The following is a 15341-nucleotide window of genomic DNA, read 5'->3' as shown; positions in this document are numbered from 1 at the left end:
GGGCGTGCCGCGTGCCTCGCTGCGGGAGGCGGCAGCCTGGAAGTGCCGTTGCAAACCTTCGAGACACCGAGGCCCCGCGCGGAGCTGGAGCGGCAAGCCGTCGAGGCCGGGCTGAGCGTCATGGCGTCCGTCGGCCGGCACACCAGCACGCTGGTCACCGACGGCGCCTCGTCCGGCTCCGGCAAGGCACGGCGCGCCCTGGCCGCTGGCGTGCCGGTGCTCGACGAGTCCCCGTTCGTCACGCTGCCGGCGGACGTCAGGCCGGGGACACCGCAGGAGCGCACACGCAGCTCGGCCGCCGCGATCCCCTCGCCCGCGACACCCGCCGTCACGCACACGAACCCCGCGCGATGCGGCCCTGTGCACGCGGTCGCCGCCCCGCCAGGCCCGGCGGAGCCGGCACCGGCCGCGCCACCGCACCGGCACGCCCGGCCACGGAGGACCGTCCCCTGTCCGGCCGGCACGTCCTGGTGCCGAGTGGTACCCGCCGCGAAGCCGTCGCGCCCGCGCCAGGATCGTCGAACCCGGCAGGGCGGCGGCGATCAACCCCTCCCCCAGCGTCACCGACGTCGTGCTCCTGGACGGCGGCGAGCGGGACCGCCGGATGAGGCGGATCAACGCCCGCGCGTTTCCCACGCACGGCGCCGGGCTCCACCGCCGGGGGCCGCCGTGGCGCCTGCGCACCGTGGGACAGGAGTACGACCAGGGGCTGGAGGCCCTCGCCCGGAGCTACGGTGCGGAGGTCGCCGGCTGAACCACTTTGACCGCGAACAGACAGGCACCGCAGCTCAGTTGCCTGCGGGCCGGGATGATCACGGCGAGGTCTCGAAAGGTGAGGGGGCCTCGCCGGGCGGGTTAGCATCGGGCAACACGCAGGACAACAGGACGTCTACGGCAAGCGACCCGAAGGGGCCCGGAAACCCGATGCCGGTCAAGGTCAGCGTCATCGTCCCCGTCTACAACCCGGGGATCTACATCGAGGACTGCATCTCCTCGCTGCAGCGGCAGTCGCTGCCTCCCGACGAGTTCGAGGTGATCTTCGTCGACGACGGCTCGACCGACCAGACCCCGGCCCGGCTCGACGCGCTCGCCGCCGAGGACCCCCGGATGAAGGTCATCCACCAGGAGAACTCCGGCTGGTCGGGCAAGCCCCGCAACGTCGGCATCGAGGCCTCCCGTGGCGAGTTCGTGATGTTCGTCGACAACGACGACTACCTGGGCGACGAGGCCCTGGAGCGGATGTACGACTACGGCGTCGCCAACGGCGCCGACGTGATCGTGGGCAAGATGGCCGGCAAGGGGCGCGGGGTGCCGGTGGAGCTGTTCCGCCGCAACCACCCGCGCGCCACCGTCGAGAACGCCCCGCTCATCGACAGCCTCACCCCGCACAAGATGATCCGGCGGGCCTTCCTCGACCGCATCGGCCTGCGCTTCCCCGAGGGCAGGCGGCGCCTGGAGGACCACGTCTTCATCGCGGAGGCGTATCTGCGCGCGGAGAACGTCTCCGTGCTCAGCGACTACGTCTGCTACTACCACCTGCGGCGCGACGACGGCTCCAACGCCGGCTTCGAACGCTTCGACCCCGTCGGCTACTTCAAGAACCTGCGCGAGGCCCTCGACGTCGTCGAGCGGTACACCGAGCCGGGTCCGGTGCGCGACCGGCTGTTCCGCCGCTGGCTGCGCGTGGAGATGGTGGAGCGGCTGCGGGCCCGGCGGTTCCTGAAGCTGCCGGACGACTACCGCAGGGAGCTGTTCGCCGAGATCCACCAGGTCGTGGTCGAGCGGTTCGGGCCCGGGGTGGCGGCCGGGCTGCAGCCGACGCAGCAGGTCGTCGCCGCGCTGACGGCCGCCGACCGGTACGACGACGTGGTGGCGTTCGCCGAGTGGGAGGCGGGCGTCGCGCCCAAGGCGGCGCCCGGGGACATCGAGTGGCGGGACGGCTCCCTCCGGATCGGCTTCACGGCCGAGTACCGGTCCGCGGGCGAACCGATGGCGTTCCCCGCCGACGCCGAGGCGGCGCCGCTGGCCGACGTGCCGAAGGACGTGACCGAGGCGGTGCGCTGGGTGGCCTCGGAGACCGCCGCGCGCTTCGGGCAGGCCACGGCCGATCTGCTGCTGCGGGAGCGTTCCAGCGCCGCGCAGTACTTCCAGCCGGTCGAGTTCACCCGCGAGGCCGTGCCCGCCGGGGACGGCGAGCAGGTGCGGCTGGTGCTGCGGGGGACCGCCACCGTCGACCCCGCCGCCCTGCCGGCCGGCGGCGTCTGGGACGCGCTGGTCCGGGTCAAGCTGGGCGGCTGGACCAAGGAGTGCCGGCTGGGTCCCGCGCCCCGCGAGGACCGGCCGGCGCCGGGCGTGGGCGTCGTCGGCGGCCGCACGGCCCTGCCGTACTGGACGCAGCCGCACGGCAACCTCTCCCTGGAGTTCGGCACCCGCGGCAAGCGGCTGGGGCTGGGCCGAGTGCGGCTGTCGGACGTCACCGTCTCCGGCCGTCGCTTCCAGGTGCCTCTTCCGCTGCACGTCCCGGTGGCGACGGAGGTGCGGCTGCGGCTCGTCTCCCGCAGCCGGTTCTTCGACGCGGCCGGCCTCCTCTCCCCCGCCCCGGACGGCGCGGGCTCGGTGCTGGAGGCGGACCTGTCCGTCGAGGACCTCTCGAACGGGGTCTGGCGCGTCGCGCTGTGCCCCACCCCGGGGGGCGAGCAGGCGCGCTTCACCGGCCTGCCGTTCGCGCTGCGCGCCTCCGACGGGCGGCTGCAGGTCGTGGAGGTGCCGCGGCCCGGAGTAGCGCTGCGGCTGGCGCGGCGGGCACGGCGTGTGCTCGGCAGGGCACGGCGCACGGTGTCGTCCCGTATCAGGACCGGAGGAAAGTGACGGAATGCGACCACTGGGCATAGCAGGCGCCTGGGTTCTGGAGCCCAAGGTCTTCCCGGACGACCGGGGCAACTTCCACGAGTGGTTCCGGAGCGAGGAGTTCCGCGAGGCGACGGGCCGTGACCTGTTCCTCGCCCAGGCCAACTGCTCGGTCTCCCGGCGGGGCGTGCTGCGGGGCGTGCACTTCGCCGATGTGCCGCCCAGCCAGGCCAAGTACGTCACGTGTGTGCGCGGCGCCGTCCTGGACGTGGTGATCGACATCCGCGTGGGCTCCCCGACCTACCGGCAGTGGGAGGCCGTACGGCTGGACGACGACACCCGGGCGGCGGTCTTCCTCGCCGAGGGCCTGGGCCACGCCTTCATGGCGCTGACCGACGACGCGACGGTGGTGTACCTGTGCTCGGCGGGGTACGCCCCGGAGCGCGAGCACGGCATCCACCCGCTCGACCCGGCGCTCGGCATCGAGTGGCCCGAGGGCATCACGCCGGTGCTGTCCCCCAAGGACGAGCAGGCTCCGACACTGGCCGAGGCGGAACGGCAGGGGCTGCTGCCGTCGTACGAGGCGTGCCTCGCGTACTACGAGGAGCTGCGCGGCGGACGGCGATCCGACTGACCCCGCGCCGCCACGGACGACGCCGGCCGCCCCGAGGGCGGCCGGCTTCGGTCTCTCAGCGGCTGACGCCGACCTGCTCCAGGGCCTTGCGCAGCGGCTCCCAGCCCACGGAGCGCGGCAGGCCGCGGTTGCGGGCCTGCACCAGCGGGCGCCAGAAACCGGCTTCGAGGAGCGCCTCGGGGCGTACGGCGCCGGCCCGCTCCAGGATCGCCTCGGGCACCTTCTGCGGGTCCGCAACCTTGTACTCGGCCATGATCTCGTCGTACTTGTCGTGCAGGACCCGGTTCTTCGGGTCGGCGCCGAAGACGACCAGCTGGCCGGTGGGCGCGGTGTCCACCTGGATGGTGACCAGGTCGGGGCGGTAGCGGGCCAGCACCTCGGTGATCTTGAAGACGTCACCGGTCCAGGCGTTGGTGTGCCGGTCGCGGGCCGCCTCGTCGATGCTGCGCGGCAGCATGTCGTCGAGGACGATCACACTGCCCCAGTCCGAGTACTTCTCGACGTTCATGAAGTCGCGCAGCGCGAACTCGAACAGGTGCATGCCGTCGATGAAGGAGAGGTCGAGCGTGGTGCGGCGCCAGTAGCCGATCGGGCTGCGTCCCCGGCGCAGGTTGCGCAGCGGGTGCCGGCCGCCCTTGAGGTGCTGCAGCGGGTTGTCGCGGGCGAAGAAGTCGTCACTGGTGGCCTTCACCAGGTGGACGTCGCACTTCAGCTCCGAGACCACCTTGAAGGCGGGGTCGATCGCGATGCTGGGGACGCGGGACAGCGTCAGGCTGCGCCCGTCGTTGACGCCGATCTCCAGGTAGTTGCGGTTGGCGCTGACCTTGTGCAGTTCCCGGAGGAACTCATGGCGTTTCACGAGGAAGACCTTCCTTGCGGATGCGGGGCAGTGCTTCATGCAGGGCGGAGCGCCACTCGCGCGGCAGCGGCAGGCCGATCTCCTGCCACCGGCGGTGTGCGAGGGCGCTGTAGGCCGGGCGGGGCGCGGGCCGCGGGAAGGCCGCGCTGCTGGTGGGGCGCACCCGGTCGGGGTCGGCGCCGATGAGGGCGAACACCTCGCGGGCCAACTCGTACCAGCTGGCCTCGCCGGAGTTCGTGGCGTGGAAGACGCCGGACGTGTCCGGGCCGAGCCGGGGGCCGAGGTCGGCGATCCGCTCGGCGACGTCCGCGCTCCAGGTGGGCTGGCCGCGCTGGTCGTCGACGACGTCGAGGGTGTCGCGGCGCGCTTCGAGATCGATCATGGTCCGTACGAAGTTGCCGCCGTGGGCGCCGTACAGCCACGCCGTGCGCACGATCGCGCTCGCCCCGGGCAGTTCCTCCCGTACGGCCCGCTCCCCCGCCAGCTTGGTGCGGCCGTAGGCGGTGCGCGGGCCCGTCGGGTGATCCTCCGGGTAGGGGGTGGTGCGGGACTCGCCGGAGAAGACGTAGTCCGTGGAGACGTGGATCAGCCGGGCGTCGTGGGCGGCGCAGGCCCGGGCGAGCAGGCGCGGGCCCTCGCCGTTGATCCGCAGGGCGCGGGCCTCGTCGGTCTCGGCGTCGTCGACGGCCGTGTAGGCGGCGCAGTTCACGACGAGGTCGGGGGCGTGTTCCCGGACGGCCGTGCCGACGGCCTCGGGGTTCGTGATGTCCAGGGCGGCGCGGTCGAGGGCCACGACCGTCTCACCGCGCCGGGTGAGCTCCTCGGTGACGTCGTGCCCGAGCATGCCGCCCGCGCCGGTGATCAGCCACTTCATGCCCGCTCCTGGGCGACGCGCCGCTTCAGGGGTTCCCACCAGGCGCGGTTGTCGCGGTACCAGGCGACGGTCTCGGCGAGGCCGGTGGTGAAGTCGTGGCGGGGACGGTAGCCGAGTTCGTCGCGGGCCTTGGACCAGTCGACGGAGTAGCGCAGGTCGTGGCCCTTGCGGTCCTCGACGTACTCGACCCGGTCCCAGTCAGCGCCGCAGGCCTTCAGGAGCAGGCCGGTGAGTTCCTTGTTGGTGAGTTCGGTGCCGCCGCCGATGTTGTAGACCTCGCCGGGCCGGCCCTTGGTGCGGACCAGGTCGACGCCCTGGCAGTGGTCGTCGACGTGCAGCCAGTCGCGGACGTTGCGGCCCTCGCCGTACAGCGGCACCTTCAGCCCGTCGAGGAGGTTGGTCACGAACAGCGGGATGACCTTCTCGGGGAACTGGTGCGGGCCGTAGTTGTTGGAGCACCGGGTGACGCGCACGTCCAGGCCGTGGGTGCGGTGGTAGGCCAGGGCGAGCAGGTCGGAGGAGGCCTTGGAGGCCGAGTACGGGGAGTTCGGCTGCAGCGGGTGGGTCTCCGGCCAGGAGCCGGTCTCGATGGAGCCGTAGACCTCGTCGGTGGAGACGTGCACGAACGGGCCCGTGCCGTGGCGCAGGGCGGCGTCGAGCAGGGTCTGGGTGCCGAGCACGTTGGTGCGGACGAAGTCGGCGGCGCCGGTGATGGAGCGGTCCACGTGGGACTCGGCGGCGAAGTGCACGACCTGGTCGGCGTCGGCCACCAGCTTGTCGACCAGTTCGGCGTCGCAGATGTCGCCCTGGACGAACTCCAGCCTGGGGTGGGTCAGTTCGAGGTTGTCGAGGGTGCCGGCGTAGGTGAGCTTGTCCAGCACGGTGATGCGCGGCGCGTCGGGCGCGTCCGAGGCGAGCAGGGCGCGCACGTAACGGGAGCCGATGAAGCCGGCGGCGCCGGTGACGAGGAGGTTCATGACGTGATCCGCACCTTGCTCATGAAGTGATCTGCACCTTGCTGTGGTCTCCGAGGACGAAACGGTGGGCGCTGGGGACGCTGGGTGCCGGCGTCACCTCGACGTGCCGGCCGATCAGCGAGGCCTCGATCCGGCCGACGCCCAGGATCGAGGAGTCCCGCAGCACGATGGAGAACTCCAGTTCGCTGTCGGTGATCCGGCAGTTCTCCGCGACGGAGGTGAAGGGGCCCACGTAGGAGTTGCTGACGAGGGTGCCCGAGCCTATGACGACGGGTCCGACGATGCGGGAGTTGACGATCCGGGCGCCCTCCTCCACGACGACCCGTCCGATGGTCTCCGAGGCCTCGTCCACGTCGCCGTCGATGCGGCGCTCCATGCCTTCGAGGACGGTGCGGTTCACCTCGAGCATGTCGCCGACGTTGCCGGTGTCCTTCCAGTAGCCCTTGATGACCGTGGAGCGCACGTCGGCGCGGGCGTCGATGAGGTGCTGGATGGCGTGGGTGATCTCCAGTTCGCCGCGCCAGGACGGTTCGATGGCGCGGACGGCCTCGTGGATGAGGGGCGTGAACATGTAGACGCCGACCAGGGCGAGGTCGCTCTTGGGCTCCTCGGGCTTCTCCTCCAGGCCGATCACCCGGCCGGACGGGTCGAGTTCGGCGACGCCGAAGGCGCGCGGGTCGGCCACGCGTGTGAGGAGGATCTGCGCGTCGGGCCGGTGGGTGCGGAACTCGTCGACGAGGCCGGTGATGCCGCCGACGATGAAGTTGTCGCCGAGGTACATCACGAAGTCGTCGTCGCCGAGGAAGTCCCGGGCGATCAGGACCGCGTGGGCCAGCCCGAGGGGCCGTTCCTGGGGGATGTAGGTGACGTTCAGGCCGAACTTCGACCCGTCCCCCACCGCTTCCTCGATCTCCGCGGCCGTGTCCCCGACGATCATGCCCACGTCGGTGATGCCGGCGTCGGCGATCGACTCCAACCCGTAGAACAGCACGGCCTTGTTGGCCACGGGCACCAGTTGCTTGGCCGACGTGTGAGTGATCGGCCTCAGCCGTGTTCCTGCACCGCCGGACAGCACGAGAGCCTTCATTCAGCTCACCTTAGTCGCCATCCGGCGGATGTGAACATCACTTCTTTCGGTTGTCGACGCGTGCGGTTCTCCGGCACGTCACCGAGCGGCTTCCCGCGGAGCGGTCAGTCCTCACCCCGGACGATGTTCCACTCCGGGCCGGAGTGCGCGCCCGCGGGAGCGGCCCGGTCCTCCACGGCGGGGAGGCAGGTGCGCGGCGCGGCCGCGCCGCGCAGGCGGCGCGCCTTCGACCAGCCGGTCTCGGGCCGGCGGAGGGTCATCCTGTCAGGGCTGTCCATGGGCGTCACGACTCATCATCTTCCTTCTGCGTCCGCGGGTGTTCGAGTCCCCAGGGAGGAACCGAACAAACACGGGCGCAGGGCGCCGGCACGCCCTCCCCCAACCCCCCGTGGCAATCCCGCCGTTCACCGGAACGTGCGACGGCCCCGCACACCGGGCGGGTGGGCGGGGCCCTCGGCCGGGTCGCCTCGGTCAGGTGTGGGGACGCGCGGCGCTGATGTCGCCGAGCGCCGACTCCGGGTCGCGTTCCATGGCCAGGTCGCCCAGGGAGACGATGCCGACGGGGTGCCCGTGGTCGACGACCGGGATCCGGCGCACGGAGTGCTCGCGCATCAGCTCCACGGCCTGCCCGAGGTCCTCGTCCGGGCCGACGGTGACCAGTTCGTCGCTGCAGGCGCCGGCCACGGTGGTCTGCTCGGGGTCGCCGCCCCGGCTGAGGCACCGCACCACCAGGTCCCGGTCGGTGACCACCCCGCGCAGATCGTCGCCGTCCGTCACCAGGACGACCCCGAGGTCCTCGTCGCGCATGAGGCGTGCCACCTCGGCGACGGAGGTCTGCGGCTCGACGGTGACCGGGTCGGCGGTCATGATGTCGCGGACATGCTGAGCCATGACGTTCCTCTTCTTTCACCTCGTGCGGTTCTCTCCGTCCTGCGTGTCCGGGTACCCGGGCCGCGCGGCATCACCAGCCGCGTCCGGCCTCCAGCAGGCGGTCGCGGACGAGGGTGACGTGCGGGTTGCCGGAGGTGCCGGGTCGCTGGACGAGGTAGCCGGTGTTGATCGGAGCGTCCTCGGGGGCGGCGAGGGGGACGAGGGCCCCGGAGGCCAGTTCACCGGCGCACAGGTAGCGGGGCAGGACGCTGAAGCCGGCGCCGGCCGTGACCAGCGCCAGGACGGCCCTGAGGTCCGGCACCGAGACGGCCGCGCGGCAGTTCAGGCGCCGGCCGAAGACGTGCCGCCAGTAGCGGCGCACGATGGGCAGGTCCTCGGCGTACGTGATCAGCGGCACGCCGTGCAGTGCGGCGGGCCCCTCGGCGGCCAGCCGCTCGGTGATCCGGACGGCCCAGGCGGGGGCGGCGACCAGGACGAACTCCTCGTCCGTGAGCGGCACGGCCGACAGGGTGCGGCCGCGGGGGCGGGTCGTGGCGATCACCAGGTCGTGGCGGCCGGCCCGCAGTTCGTCGAGCAGGGGCTCGGTCAGCCCCATGGTGACGCGCAGCCGTACGCCCTCGGTGACGAGCGGGGCCAGGGCGGGCAGGGCGCGGGTGGACAGCAGCTCGGCGGGCCCGGCGAGGTGGACCGGCTCGGCGTGCGTCTCCTCGCGGGGGCCGTGGCCGGTGGCCTCGGCGAGCGCGTCGAGGGGGGCGGCGACCCGGGCGGCGAGTTCGTCGGCGACGGCCGTCGGGGCGACGCCGCGCGGCAGCCGTTCGAACAGCTCCCTGCGGGTCTGGCGCTCCAGTGAGCGGATCTGCGTGGTGACCGTCGGCTGGGACAGCCCCAGGATCTGCGCGGCGGCCGTGAAGGAGCCGGAGCGGTAGACGGCCAGGAAGGTGCGCAGCAGGTTGAGGTCGGGCTGGGCGGGCGTCCCGGCCGCGCCGAGGGGGTCCGGAGGTCTCACGCGTCCGAGCCTACCGGCCCGAGCCATGCGGAATCCTATGGCAGCCATCGGTTATGCCATTGGAAACCGGGTGGTCCGGGCGCCTACGGTCGTCCGTGTTCCAGTCATCGCCGCGCTGTCCCACCGCGGCCGTCCCCACACGGAGATGCACCACCATGTCGAAGATCCTCTTCGTCGTCACCGGCGCCGACAGCTGGACGCTGGCCGACGGCACCCAGCACCCCACCGGCTTCTGGGCCGAGGAGGCCGTCGCCCCCTACGAGGCGTTCCGGGCCGCCGGGCACGAGGTCGTCGTGGCCACGCCCGGCGGTGTCGTGCCCACCGTCGACCGGGCTTCGCTGGCTCCCGAGGTGAACGGGGGCGAGGAGAACGCCGGCCGGATCGCGAACGCGCTGGAGTCCTTCATCGAACTGCGGAGTCCTCTCCGCCTGGAGGACGTCCGGCTGGACGACTACGCGGCCGTCTTCTACCCGGGCGGCCACGGCCCGATGGAGGACCTCGCGGTGAACGCGGACTCGGGCCGGCTGCTGGCCCGGGCCCTGGAGTCGGGCCTGCCGCTCGGGGTGGTCTGCCACGGACCGGCCGCGCTGCTGGCGGCGGTGGGCGCCGACGGCGGGAACGTCTTCGCCGGGTACGAGGTCGCCGCGTTCACCAACGCCGAGGAGGTCCAGGGCGGCCTCGCCGACCGCGCGAAGTGGCTGCTCCAGGACCGTCTCACCGAGGCGGGCCTGACCGTGCGGACCGGGGAGCCGTGGGCCCCGCACGTGGTCACCGACCGCAACCTGGTCACGGGCCAGAACCCGGCCTCGTCGGCACCGCTGGCGGAGGAGCTGCTGAAGCGGCTGGGCTGAACCGGGAGGCCGCCGTCCGGCCGACCGCGGCGGGGTGCGAGGTGGCCGAGCCCGGGAAACCGCCGGGCCGGCCGCGATGGGACCCCGCCCCGGGGCGCGCGCCACCGTCCGAGGAGGCGGGGCGGATGCCAGGCGGCCGAAACCCGGGGAACCGCCGGAACGGTCGCGAGGGGCCGCCGCCCGGGGCGCGCGCCAGGCTCCGAACGGCCGCCGCGGACGCCAGGCGGCCGAACCCGGGGAACCGCCGGGCCGGTCGCGGCGGGCCCCCGGCCCCGGGTGGGTGCGCCGCTCAGCGGTCCAGGTCCAGGTCCAGTACGAGTTCCGCCCACACCTGCTTGCCGCCGCTGACCGGCAGGGTGCCCCAGGTCGCCGAGAGGGCCTCGACGAGCAGGATGCCGCGGCCGCCGGTGGCCTCCCAGCCGATGCTGGTGGGGCGGACCGGGGTGCGCGGCGACGCGTCGGCGACCGCGACCCGCAGGCGGTTGGTGATGAGGGTCAGGTCCATGCGGACACGGCCGTCGGTGTGGACCAGGGCGTTGGTGACGAGTTCGGAGACCACGACGAGCACGGCGTCGTGGTCCTCGGTGACGCCCCAGGAGCGCAGCGTGCGCCGGACGAAACGGCGGGCCTGCCCGACCGCCTGCGGTACTCGCCACACCGTCCAGCTCTCCCGGAGCGGGCGCAGGTCCATGCCGTCGTAGCGCAGCAGGAGAAGGGCGACGTCGTCGCTGCGCCGGGCCCCGTCGAGGAGGGCGTCGGCGACGAGCCCCAGGTCGACCGGGACGGCTTCGGCCAGCCGGCCGGCCAGCCGGTCCATGCCCTGGTCGATGTCGGCGCCGGGCGTCTCGACGAGGCCGTCCGTGGCCAGGGCGATCAGCGTGCCGGGCGGCAGCCGCAGCGGGCTCATGGGGAAGTCGGCCCGGGTGACCACCCCGAGGGGCGGTCCGCCCTCGGCCTCCGCGATCTCGGTCCGGCCGTCCGGGTAGCGCAGCACCGGCGGCAGGTGCCCGGCCCGCACGCACCAGGCGGACCCCTCCTCCAGGTCGACGTCGACGTAGCAGCAGGTGGCGAAGAGTTCGCTGTCCATGTCCACGAGCAGCCGGTTGGCGTGCGCGACCACCACGTCCGGCGGGTGCCCCTCGACGGCGTAGGCGCGCAGGGCGGTGCGCATCTGGCCCATGAGGGTGGCGGCGCCGGCGCTGTGGCCCTGGACGTCGCCGATGACGAGGCCGACGTGGTGGTCGGGCAGCGGGATGACGTCGTACCAGTCGCCGCCCAGTTCGAGCCCTGCGGTGCTGGGCAGGTAGCGGGCGACGGCCACCGCGCCCGGCAGCCGGGGCAGGCGGCGCGGCAGCAGCTGGCGCTGGAGCATGCCGACGAGTTCGTGTTCGGCGTCGAAGGCCCGGGCCCGCACGAGGGCCTGTCCGGCGAGGCCGGCGCACGCGGTGAGCAGGGCCCGCTCGTCGGCGCCGAAGTCGTGCGGGGCGTCCCAGCCGATCAGGCAGGCCCCGGCCATACGGTTGCCCGCGGGCAGCGGCAGGACGGCGAGACCGCCGGGCCCGACCTCGCCGAGGGCGCGTTCCAGGGGGCTGCCGGCGGGCCAGATCCGGGCCCGGCCCTCGCGCAGCGCGGCGGCGAGGGTGGGCATGGTACGCACGGGCGCGTCGGGCCACTCGCCGCGCCACTCGGCCCGCCACAGCTCGGGCCAGGCCTCGGGTTCGGGCGGGTCGAGGATGGTGACGACGAGCCGGTCGCTCTCCAGCTCGGCGAGCGCGATCCGGTCGGCCCTGAGCGGCCGGCGCAGCGCCGCGACCACGGCCTTGCCCACGTCGCGGACGGTGACGGCGGTGGCCAGCGCAGCGGCCAGGCGCTGCACGCGGGCCACGTCGGTGACGTCGGAGCGCAGGGTGGAGGCGTCGGCGACGGTCCCCACGAGCCGGGCGGGCCGGCCCTCGCCGCCGGGCACCAGGCGCCCGCGCAGCCGGAGCCACTTCGGTGGCCCGGCGGGCTGGAGCACGCGGAACTCCAGCTCCCGGTCGCCGATGGACATGTGGTCGGCCTCCACCACCGACATCAGGGACGGCAGGTCCTCCGGCACGGTGAGGCCGAGCAGGGTCTCGACGCGGCCGTCGAACCCGCCGGGGTCGAGGCCGAACAGGTCCAGCAGGTCGTCGCCGACCCGGACGCGGCCGGTGTCCATGGCCAGGCTGAACGCGCCCGGCGGCAGTTCGGCGCCCTCGGCGGGCGCGGCCGGGGCGGTGTAGGCGACGGCCTCGGCGACGAGTTCCAGGCACTCGCGGTCATCGGGGCCGAAACCGTCGGGGCGCTCGCTGACGGCGAGCAGGCAGCCGCCTCCGTTGCCGTGCACGGGCAGGGCCGTCAGGTGGAAGTCCCGGGACGGTGTGCGCCGGGACTGTGCGCGTGCGGCGAGTTCCGCCGGGCCCAGGGAGACGGGCCGGCCGTCGCGGTGGGCCTCGACGACCGGGGACCGGCCGGCGCGCGGGTAGCTGTCGCGCAGTCCGTACAGGGTTCTGGGCACTCCGGCCGACTCGACCAGGCACAGCAGTTCGCCGTCCTCGCTGGGCGTGTAGAGGGCGGCGAAGGCCGCACCGGCGAAGACGAGTGCCTGTTCGAGGACGCGGCGCACCCGGTCGGGTGACTCCTGATCGGCCGCGACCGCTTCGAGGGCACCTTCGGCACGCCGCGTTCGCGTTCCGCGTTCTCTGGCGCCCGGACTGACCACGTTGGCCATTACAGCGCTAATGAGACACCCGCGCAGCCCCTGTGAGCGTTCCCGTGCGCCCGCGTTCACTCGTAGACTCGAGAGGTGTCGAACGTGTCTTGCCGCATGCGTTCCGCACGGTGACCTCGTGACAGGCGTGACTGTGCGGGCCCCTCGGCCGGCCGGCAGGCTCGGTGCTCGTCACGGAGGGGGACGCATGGACAAGCGTGGGCCGCACCGGTGTGACCGACGGTAACCGGCTCCGTCGCCGTCCGTTCGTCGTGCGCGACGGGCCGCCAGGGGGGAGATTTGTTCCTGGGCCCGGTCGCGCGGCCGTGCGAGGAGGTGGTCGGCGTGTCCGACGGGCAGTCGTCCGCGCAGGCGCCGGCAGTCGCCAGGGCGCCGGTCGGCCGGCCACTGCTGTCCCTGGCACTGACCTCGATGATGGACGAGGTGCACGCCCACTCCGGCGCGGTGTACCTGCTCGCGCCGGACCAGCCCGTGCTGGAGATGGCGGTCATGGCCGGGTTGCCCCGGGCGTTCGCCGCGCCCTGGGAACGGGTGGGGCTGAGCGCGCCGATCCCGGTGGCCGACGCGGCGCGCGAACGGCGGCTGGTGTGGGTCGGCGGCGAGGAGGAGATGGCCCGCCAGTACCCCCGCATCGCCGTGGTGCTGCCCTATCCGTTCGCCCTCGCGGCGGTGCCGATCGCCACCGACTCCACGGTGTACGGCGCGGTCTTCGTGACCTGGCCGGGTGCGCATCCGACGGAGCTGTCCGACCACGAGCGCGAGCACCTGACGGCGGCCTGCGCCCGGCTGGCGGTCCGGCTGGAGCGGGCCGCCGAGCACAGCATCCCGCCGCACCCCGAACCCGACCTGGTCGCCGCGCCCCTGGTGGGCGGCGTGGCCGGGACGCTCGGCACGGTCGAGGCGGCCCGGATGGTGAGCCGGCTGCCGTACGGGCTGGTGTCGCTGGATCTGCACGGGCGGATCTGCTTCGCCAACGCGGCGGCGGCCGAGCTGCTGAACGTCCCGGTCAGCCGGCTGCTGGGCACGCAGTTGTGGGCGTCGGTGCCGTGGCTCAACGACCCGGTCTACGAGGACCGGTACCGGGCCGCGCTGTTCAGCCAGCACATCACCTCGTTCGTCGCGTTGCGCCCGCCCGGCGAGTGGCTGTCGTTCCGGCTGTATCCCAGCACGACGGGCCTGAGCGTGCGCATCACCCGGTCCCGGGCCGTGTCGGAGATGAACCGGACCGCGCCGCCGCCCGACGGGACGCCGTCCCGGCTGGTCACCATCTCGCAGGTGCTGAACCTGGCCGGGGCGCTCACCGAGGCGGTCGGGGTGCAGGACGTGGTGCAGCTGGTCGCCGACGAGATCGCACCGGCCGTGGGCAGCCAGGCCCTGGTCGTGCTGGGCTCGCGGGCGAACCGGCTGCGGGTGCTCGGGCACCGCGGCTACCCGGACGCGCACGTGGTCGAGCGCTTCGACGGCCTGCCGCTGACCGAGCCGACGCCGGGCACGCAGGTGCTGCGGACGGGCGTGCCGGCGTTCTTCGAGTCGCGGGAGCAGCTGGAGCGCCTGTACCCGGCGCGGCTCGCCACGCCCGACGGCTTCGCGGCGTGGGCCTATCTGCCGCTGATCGCCCAGGGGCGGCCGGTGGGGACGTGCGTGCTCGCCTACGCCGAGCCGCATCCCTTCCCGACCGAGGAGCGGGCGATCATGACCAGCCTGGCCGGGCTGATCGCCCAGGCGCTGGAGCGGGCGCTCCTCTACGACGCCAAGCACCGGCTCGCGCACGGCCTCCAGGAGGCGCTGCTGCCGCACTCGCTGCCGTCGCTGCCCGGCATCGAGGCGACGGGCCGCTATGTGCCGGCCACGCAGGGCATGGACATCGGCGGAGACTTCTACGACCTGGTGCGCACGCAGGGCATGGCCGCGGCGGTGATCGGGGACGTCCAGGGCCACAACGTCACGGCGGCCGGGCTGATGGGGCAGGTGCGTACGGCGGTCCGGGCGTACACGGCCGTGGGCCAGGCCCCCGAGGAGGTCATGCGCAGCACCAACCGGCTGCTGCTGGAGCTGGGATCCGACCTGTTCGCCAGCTGCCTGTACCTGCGGCTCGACCCGGCGCACGGGCGGGCCGTGATGTCCCGGGCGGGCCACCCCCCGCCACTGCTGAGGCGGCCGGACGGGCGGGTGCGCGTCCTCGATCTGGCCGGGGGTCCGCTGCTCGGCATCGACGCCGGGGCGGTGTACCCGACGACGGAGGTCGCCCTCTCCCCCGGCTCCCTGCTCGTCCTCTACACCGACGGGCTGGTCGAGTCCCCCGGCACGGACTTCGAGGAGGCCCTGGCGGACCTTGGCCGCCGCCTGGCCGACGCCGGCGACCAGCCGCTGGACGAACTGGCCGACAGCCTCGTCCACCACGACCGCCACCACGCCGACGGCGAGGAACGCCTCGACGACATCGCCCTGCTGCTGATCAGAGCAGTCGGCTAGCACGACAGCCGCCCGGGGATCCGCACACGCGGGGCCGCCTGCGCCGGCCGTCGACCGCCCTGGCCCCGGGCGTGGCGACCGGGTCACGGGC

Annotated in this window: 13 protein-coding genes; 5 read left to right on the top strand and 8 right to left on the bottom strand. The window is 73.5% G+C overall.

The genetic code is table 11. The features are described 5' to 3' along the window. Positions 1-571: 571 nt before the first annotated feature. The 3 genes from RIN80_RS21875 to rfbC all read left to right on the top strand — a co-directional run bounded on the left by RIN80_RS21875 (position 572) and on the right by rfbC (position 3481). Positions 572-754: a hypothetical protein gene (locus tag RIN80_RS21875; protein ID WP_309097332.1), complete on the top strand. Its 183-nt coding sequence runs from the start codon at positions 572-574 to the stop codon at positions 752-754. Positions 755-924: 170 nt separating this feature from the next. Then, the gene (locus tag RIN80_RS21870) at positions 925-2868 is read left to right on the top strand and encodes a glycosyltransferase (protein WP_309097331.1); all 1944 of its coding nucleotides are present in this window, start codon (positions 925-927) and stop codon (positions 2866-2868) included. Positions 2869-2872: 4 nt separating this feature from the next. Then, a complete protein-coding gene (rfbC, locus tag RIN80_RS21865; RefSeq protein WP_309097330.1) occupies positions 2873-3481 on the top strand; it encodes a dTDP-4-dehydrorhamnose 3,5-epimerase in 609 nt (202 codons plus the stop codon). Positions 3482-3536: 55 nt separating this feature from the next. Here the strand turns inward: rfbC and RIN80_RS21860 are convergent, their stop codons facing one another. The 7 genes from RIN80_RS21860 to RIN80_RS21830 form a co-directional block, all read right to left on the bottom strand. Continuing rightward, positions 3537-4340, bottom strand: coding sequence for a class I SAM-dependent methyltransferase (locus RIN80_RS21860; RefSeq protein ID WP_309097329.1), 804 nt, complete (start codon positions 4338-4340; stop codon positions 3537-3539). Beyond that, entirely contained in the window at positions 4327-5214 is an 888-nt protein-coding gene (gene rfbD / locus RIN80_RS21855; RefSeq protein ID WP_309097328.1) for a dTDP-4-dehydrorhamnose reductase, read from the bottom strand. Before rfbD ends, RIN80_RS21860 begins: the two co-directional genes overlap by 14 nt. Further along, positions 5211-6191, bottom strand: coding sequence for a dTDP-glucose 4,6-dehydratase (gene rfbB, locus RIN80_RS21850; RefSeq protein WP_309097327.1), 981 nt, complete (start codon positions 6189-6191; stop codon positions 5211-5213). Before rfbB ends, rfbD begins: the two co-directional genes overlap by 4 nt. Positions 6192-6210: 19 nt before the next feature. Then, positions 6211-7278: a glucose-1-phosphate thymidylyltransferase gene (locus tag RIN80_RS21845; RefSeq protein ID WP_309097326.1), complete on the bottom strand. Its 1068-nt coding sequence runs from the start codon at positions 7276-7278 to the stop codon at positions 6211-6213. A gap of 104 nt (positions 7279-7382) precedes the next feature. Further along, entirely contained in the window at positions 7383-7556 is a 174-nt protein-coding gene (locus tag RIN80_RS21840) for a hypothetical protein (RefSeq protein ID WP_309097325.1), read from the bottom strand. Positions 7557-7749: 193 nt separating this feature from the next. Beyond that, positions 7750-8169, bottom strand: coding sequence for a CBS domain-containing protein (locus tag RIN80_RS21835; RefSeq protein WP_309097324.1), 420 nt, complete (start codon positions 8167-8169; stop codon positions 7750-7752). Positions 8170-8239: 70 nt separating this feature from the next. Then, positions 8240-9202, bottom strand: a complete 963-nt coding sequence (locus tag RIN80_RS21830; protein ID WP_375141768.1) for a LysR family transcriptional regulator — start codon at positions 9200-9202, stop codon at positions 8240-8242. Positions 9203-9330: 128 nt separating this feature from the next. Here RIN80_RS21830 and RIN80_RS21825 point away from each other — a divergent pair, with 128 nt between their 5' ends. Continuing rightward, positions 9331-10026, top strand: a complete 696-nt coding sequence (locus RIN80_RS21825) for a type 1 glutamine amidotransferase domain-containing protein (RefSeq protein WP_309097322.1) — start codon at positions 9331-9333, stop codon at positions 10024-10026. 289 nt (positions 10027-10315) lie between these two features. Here the strand turns inward: RIN80_RS21825 and RIN80_RS21820 are convergent, their stop codons facing one another. Beyond that, positions 10316-12778, bottom strand: a complete 2463-nt coding sequence (locus RIN80_RS21820; protein ID WP_309097321.1) for a SpoIIE family protein phosphatase — start codon at positions 12776-12778, stop codon at positions 10316-10318. A 324-nt stretch (positions 12779-13102) separates the two neighbouring features. Here RIN80_RS21820 and RIN80_RS21815 point away from each other — a divergent pair, with 324 nt between their 5' ends. Then, positions 13103-15250 (top strand): SpoIIE family protein phosphatase, encoded by a 2148-nt coding sequence (locus RIN80_RS21815; RefSeq protein WP_309097320.1) that lies wholly within the window; start codon positions 13103-13105, stop codon positions 15248-15250. The last annotated feature ends 91 nt before the right edge of the window (positions 15251-15341 follow it).

It is taken from the genome of Streptomyces sp., from assembly GCF_031181705.1.
GTDB lineage: Bacteria > Actinomycetota > Actinomycetes > Streptomycetales > Streptomycetaceae > Streptomyces.
Note: the sequence above shows the minus strand (reverse complement) of the source record. Positions and strands in the feature narration are given on the sequence as shown.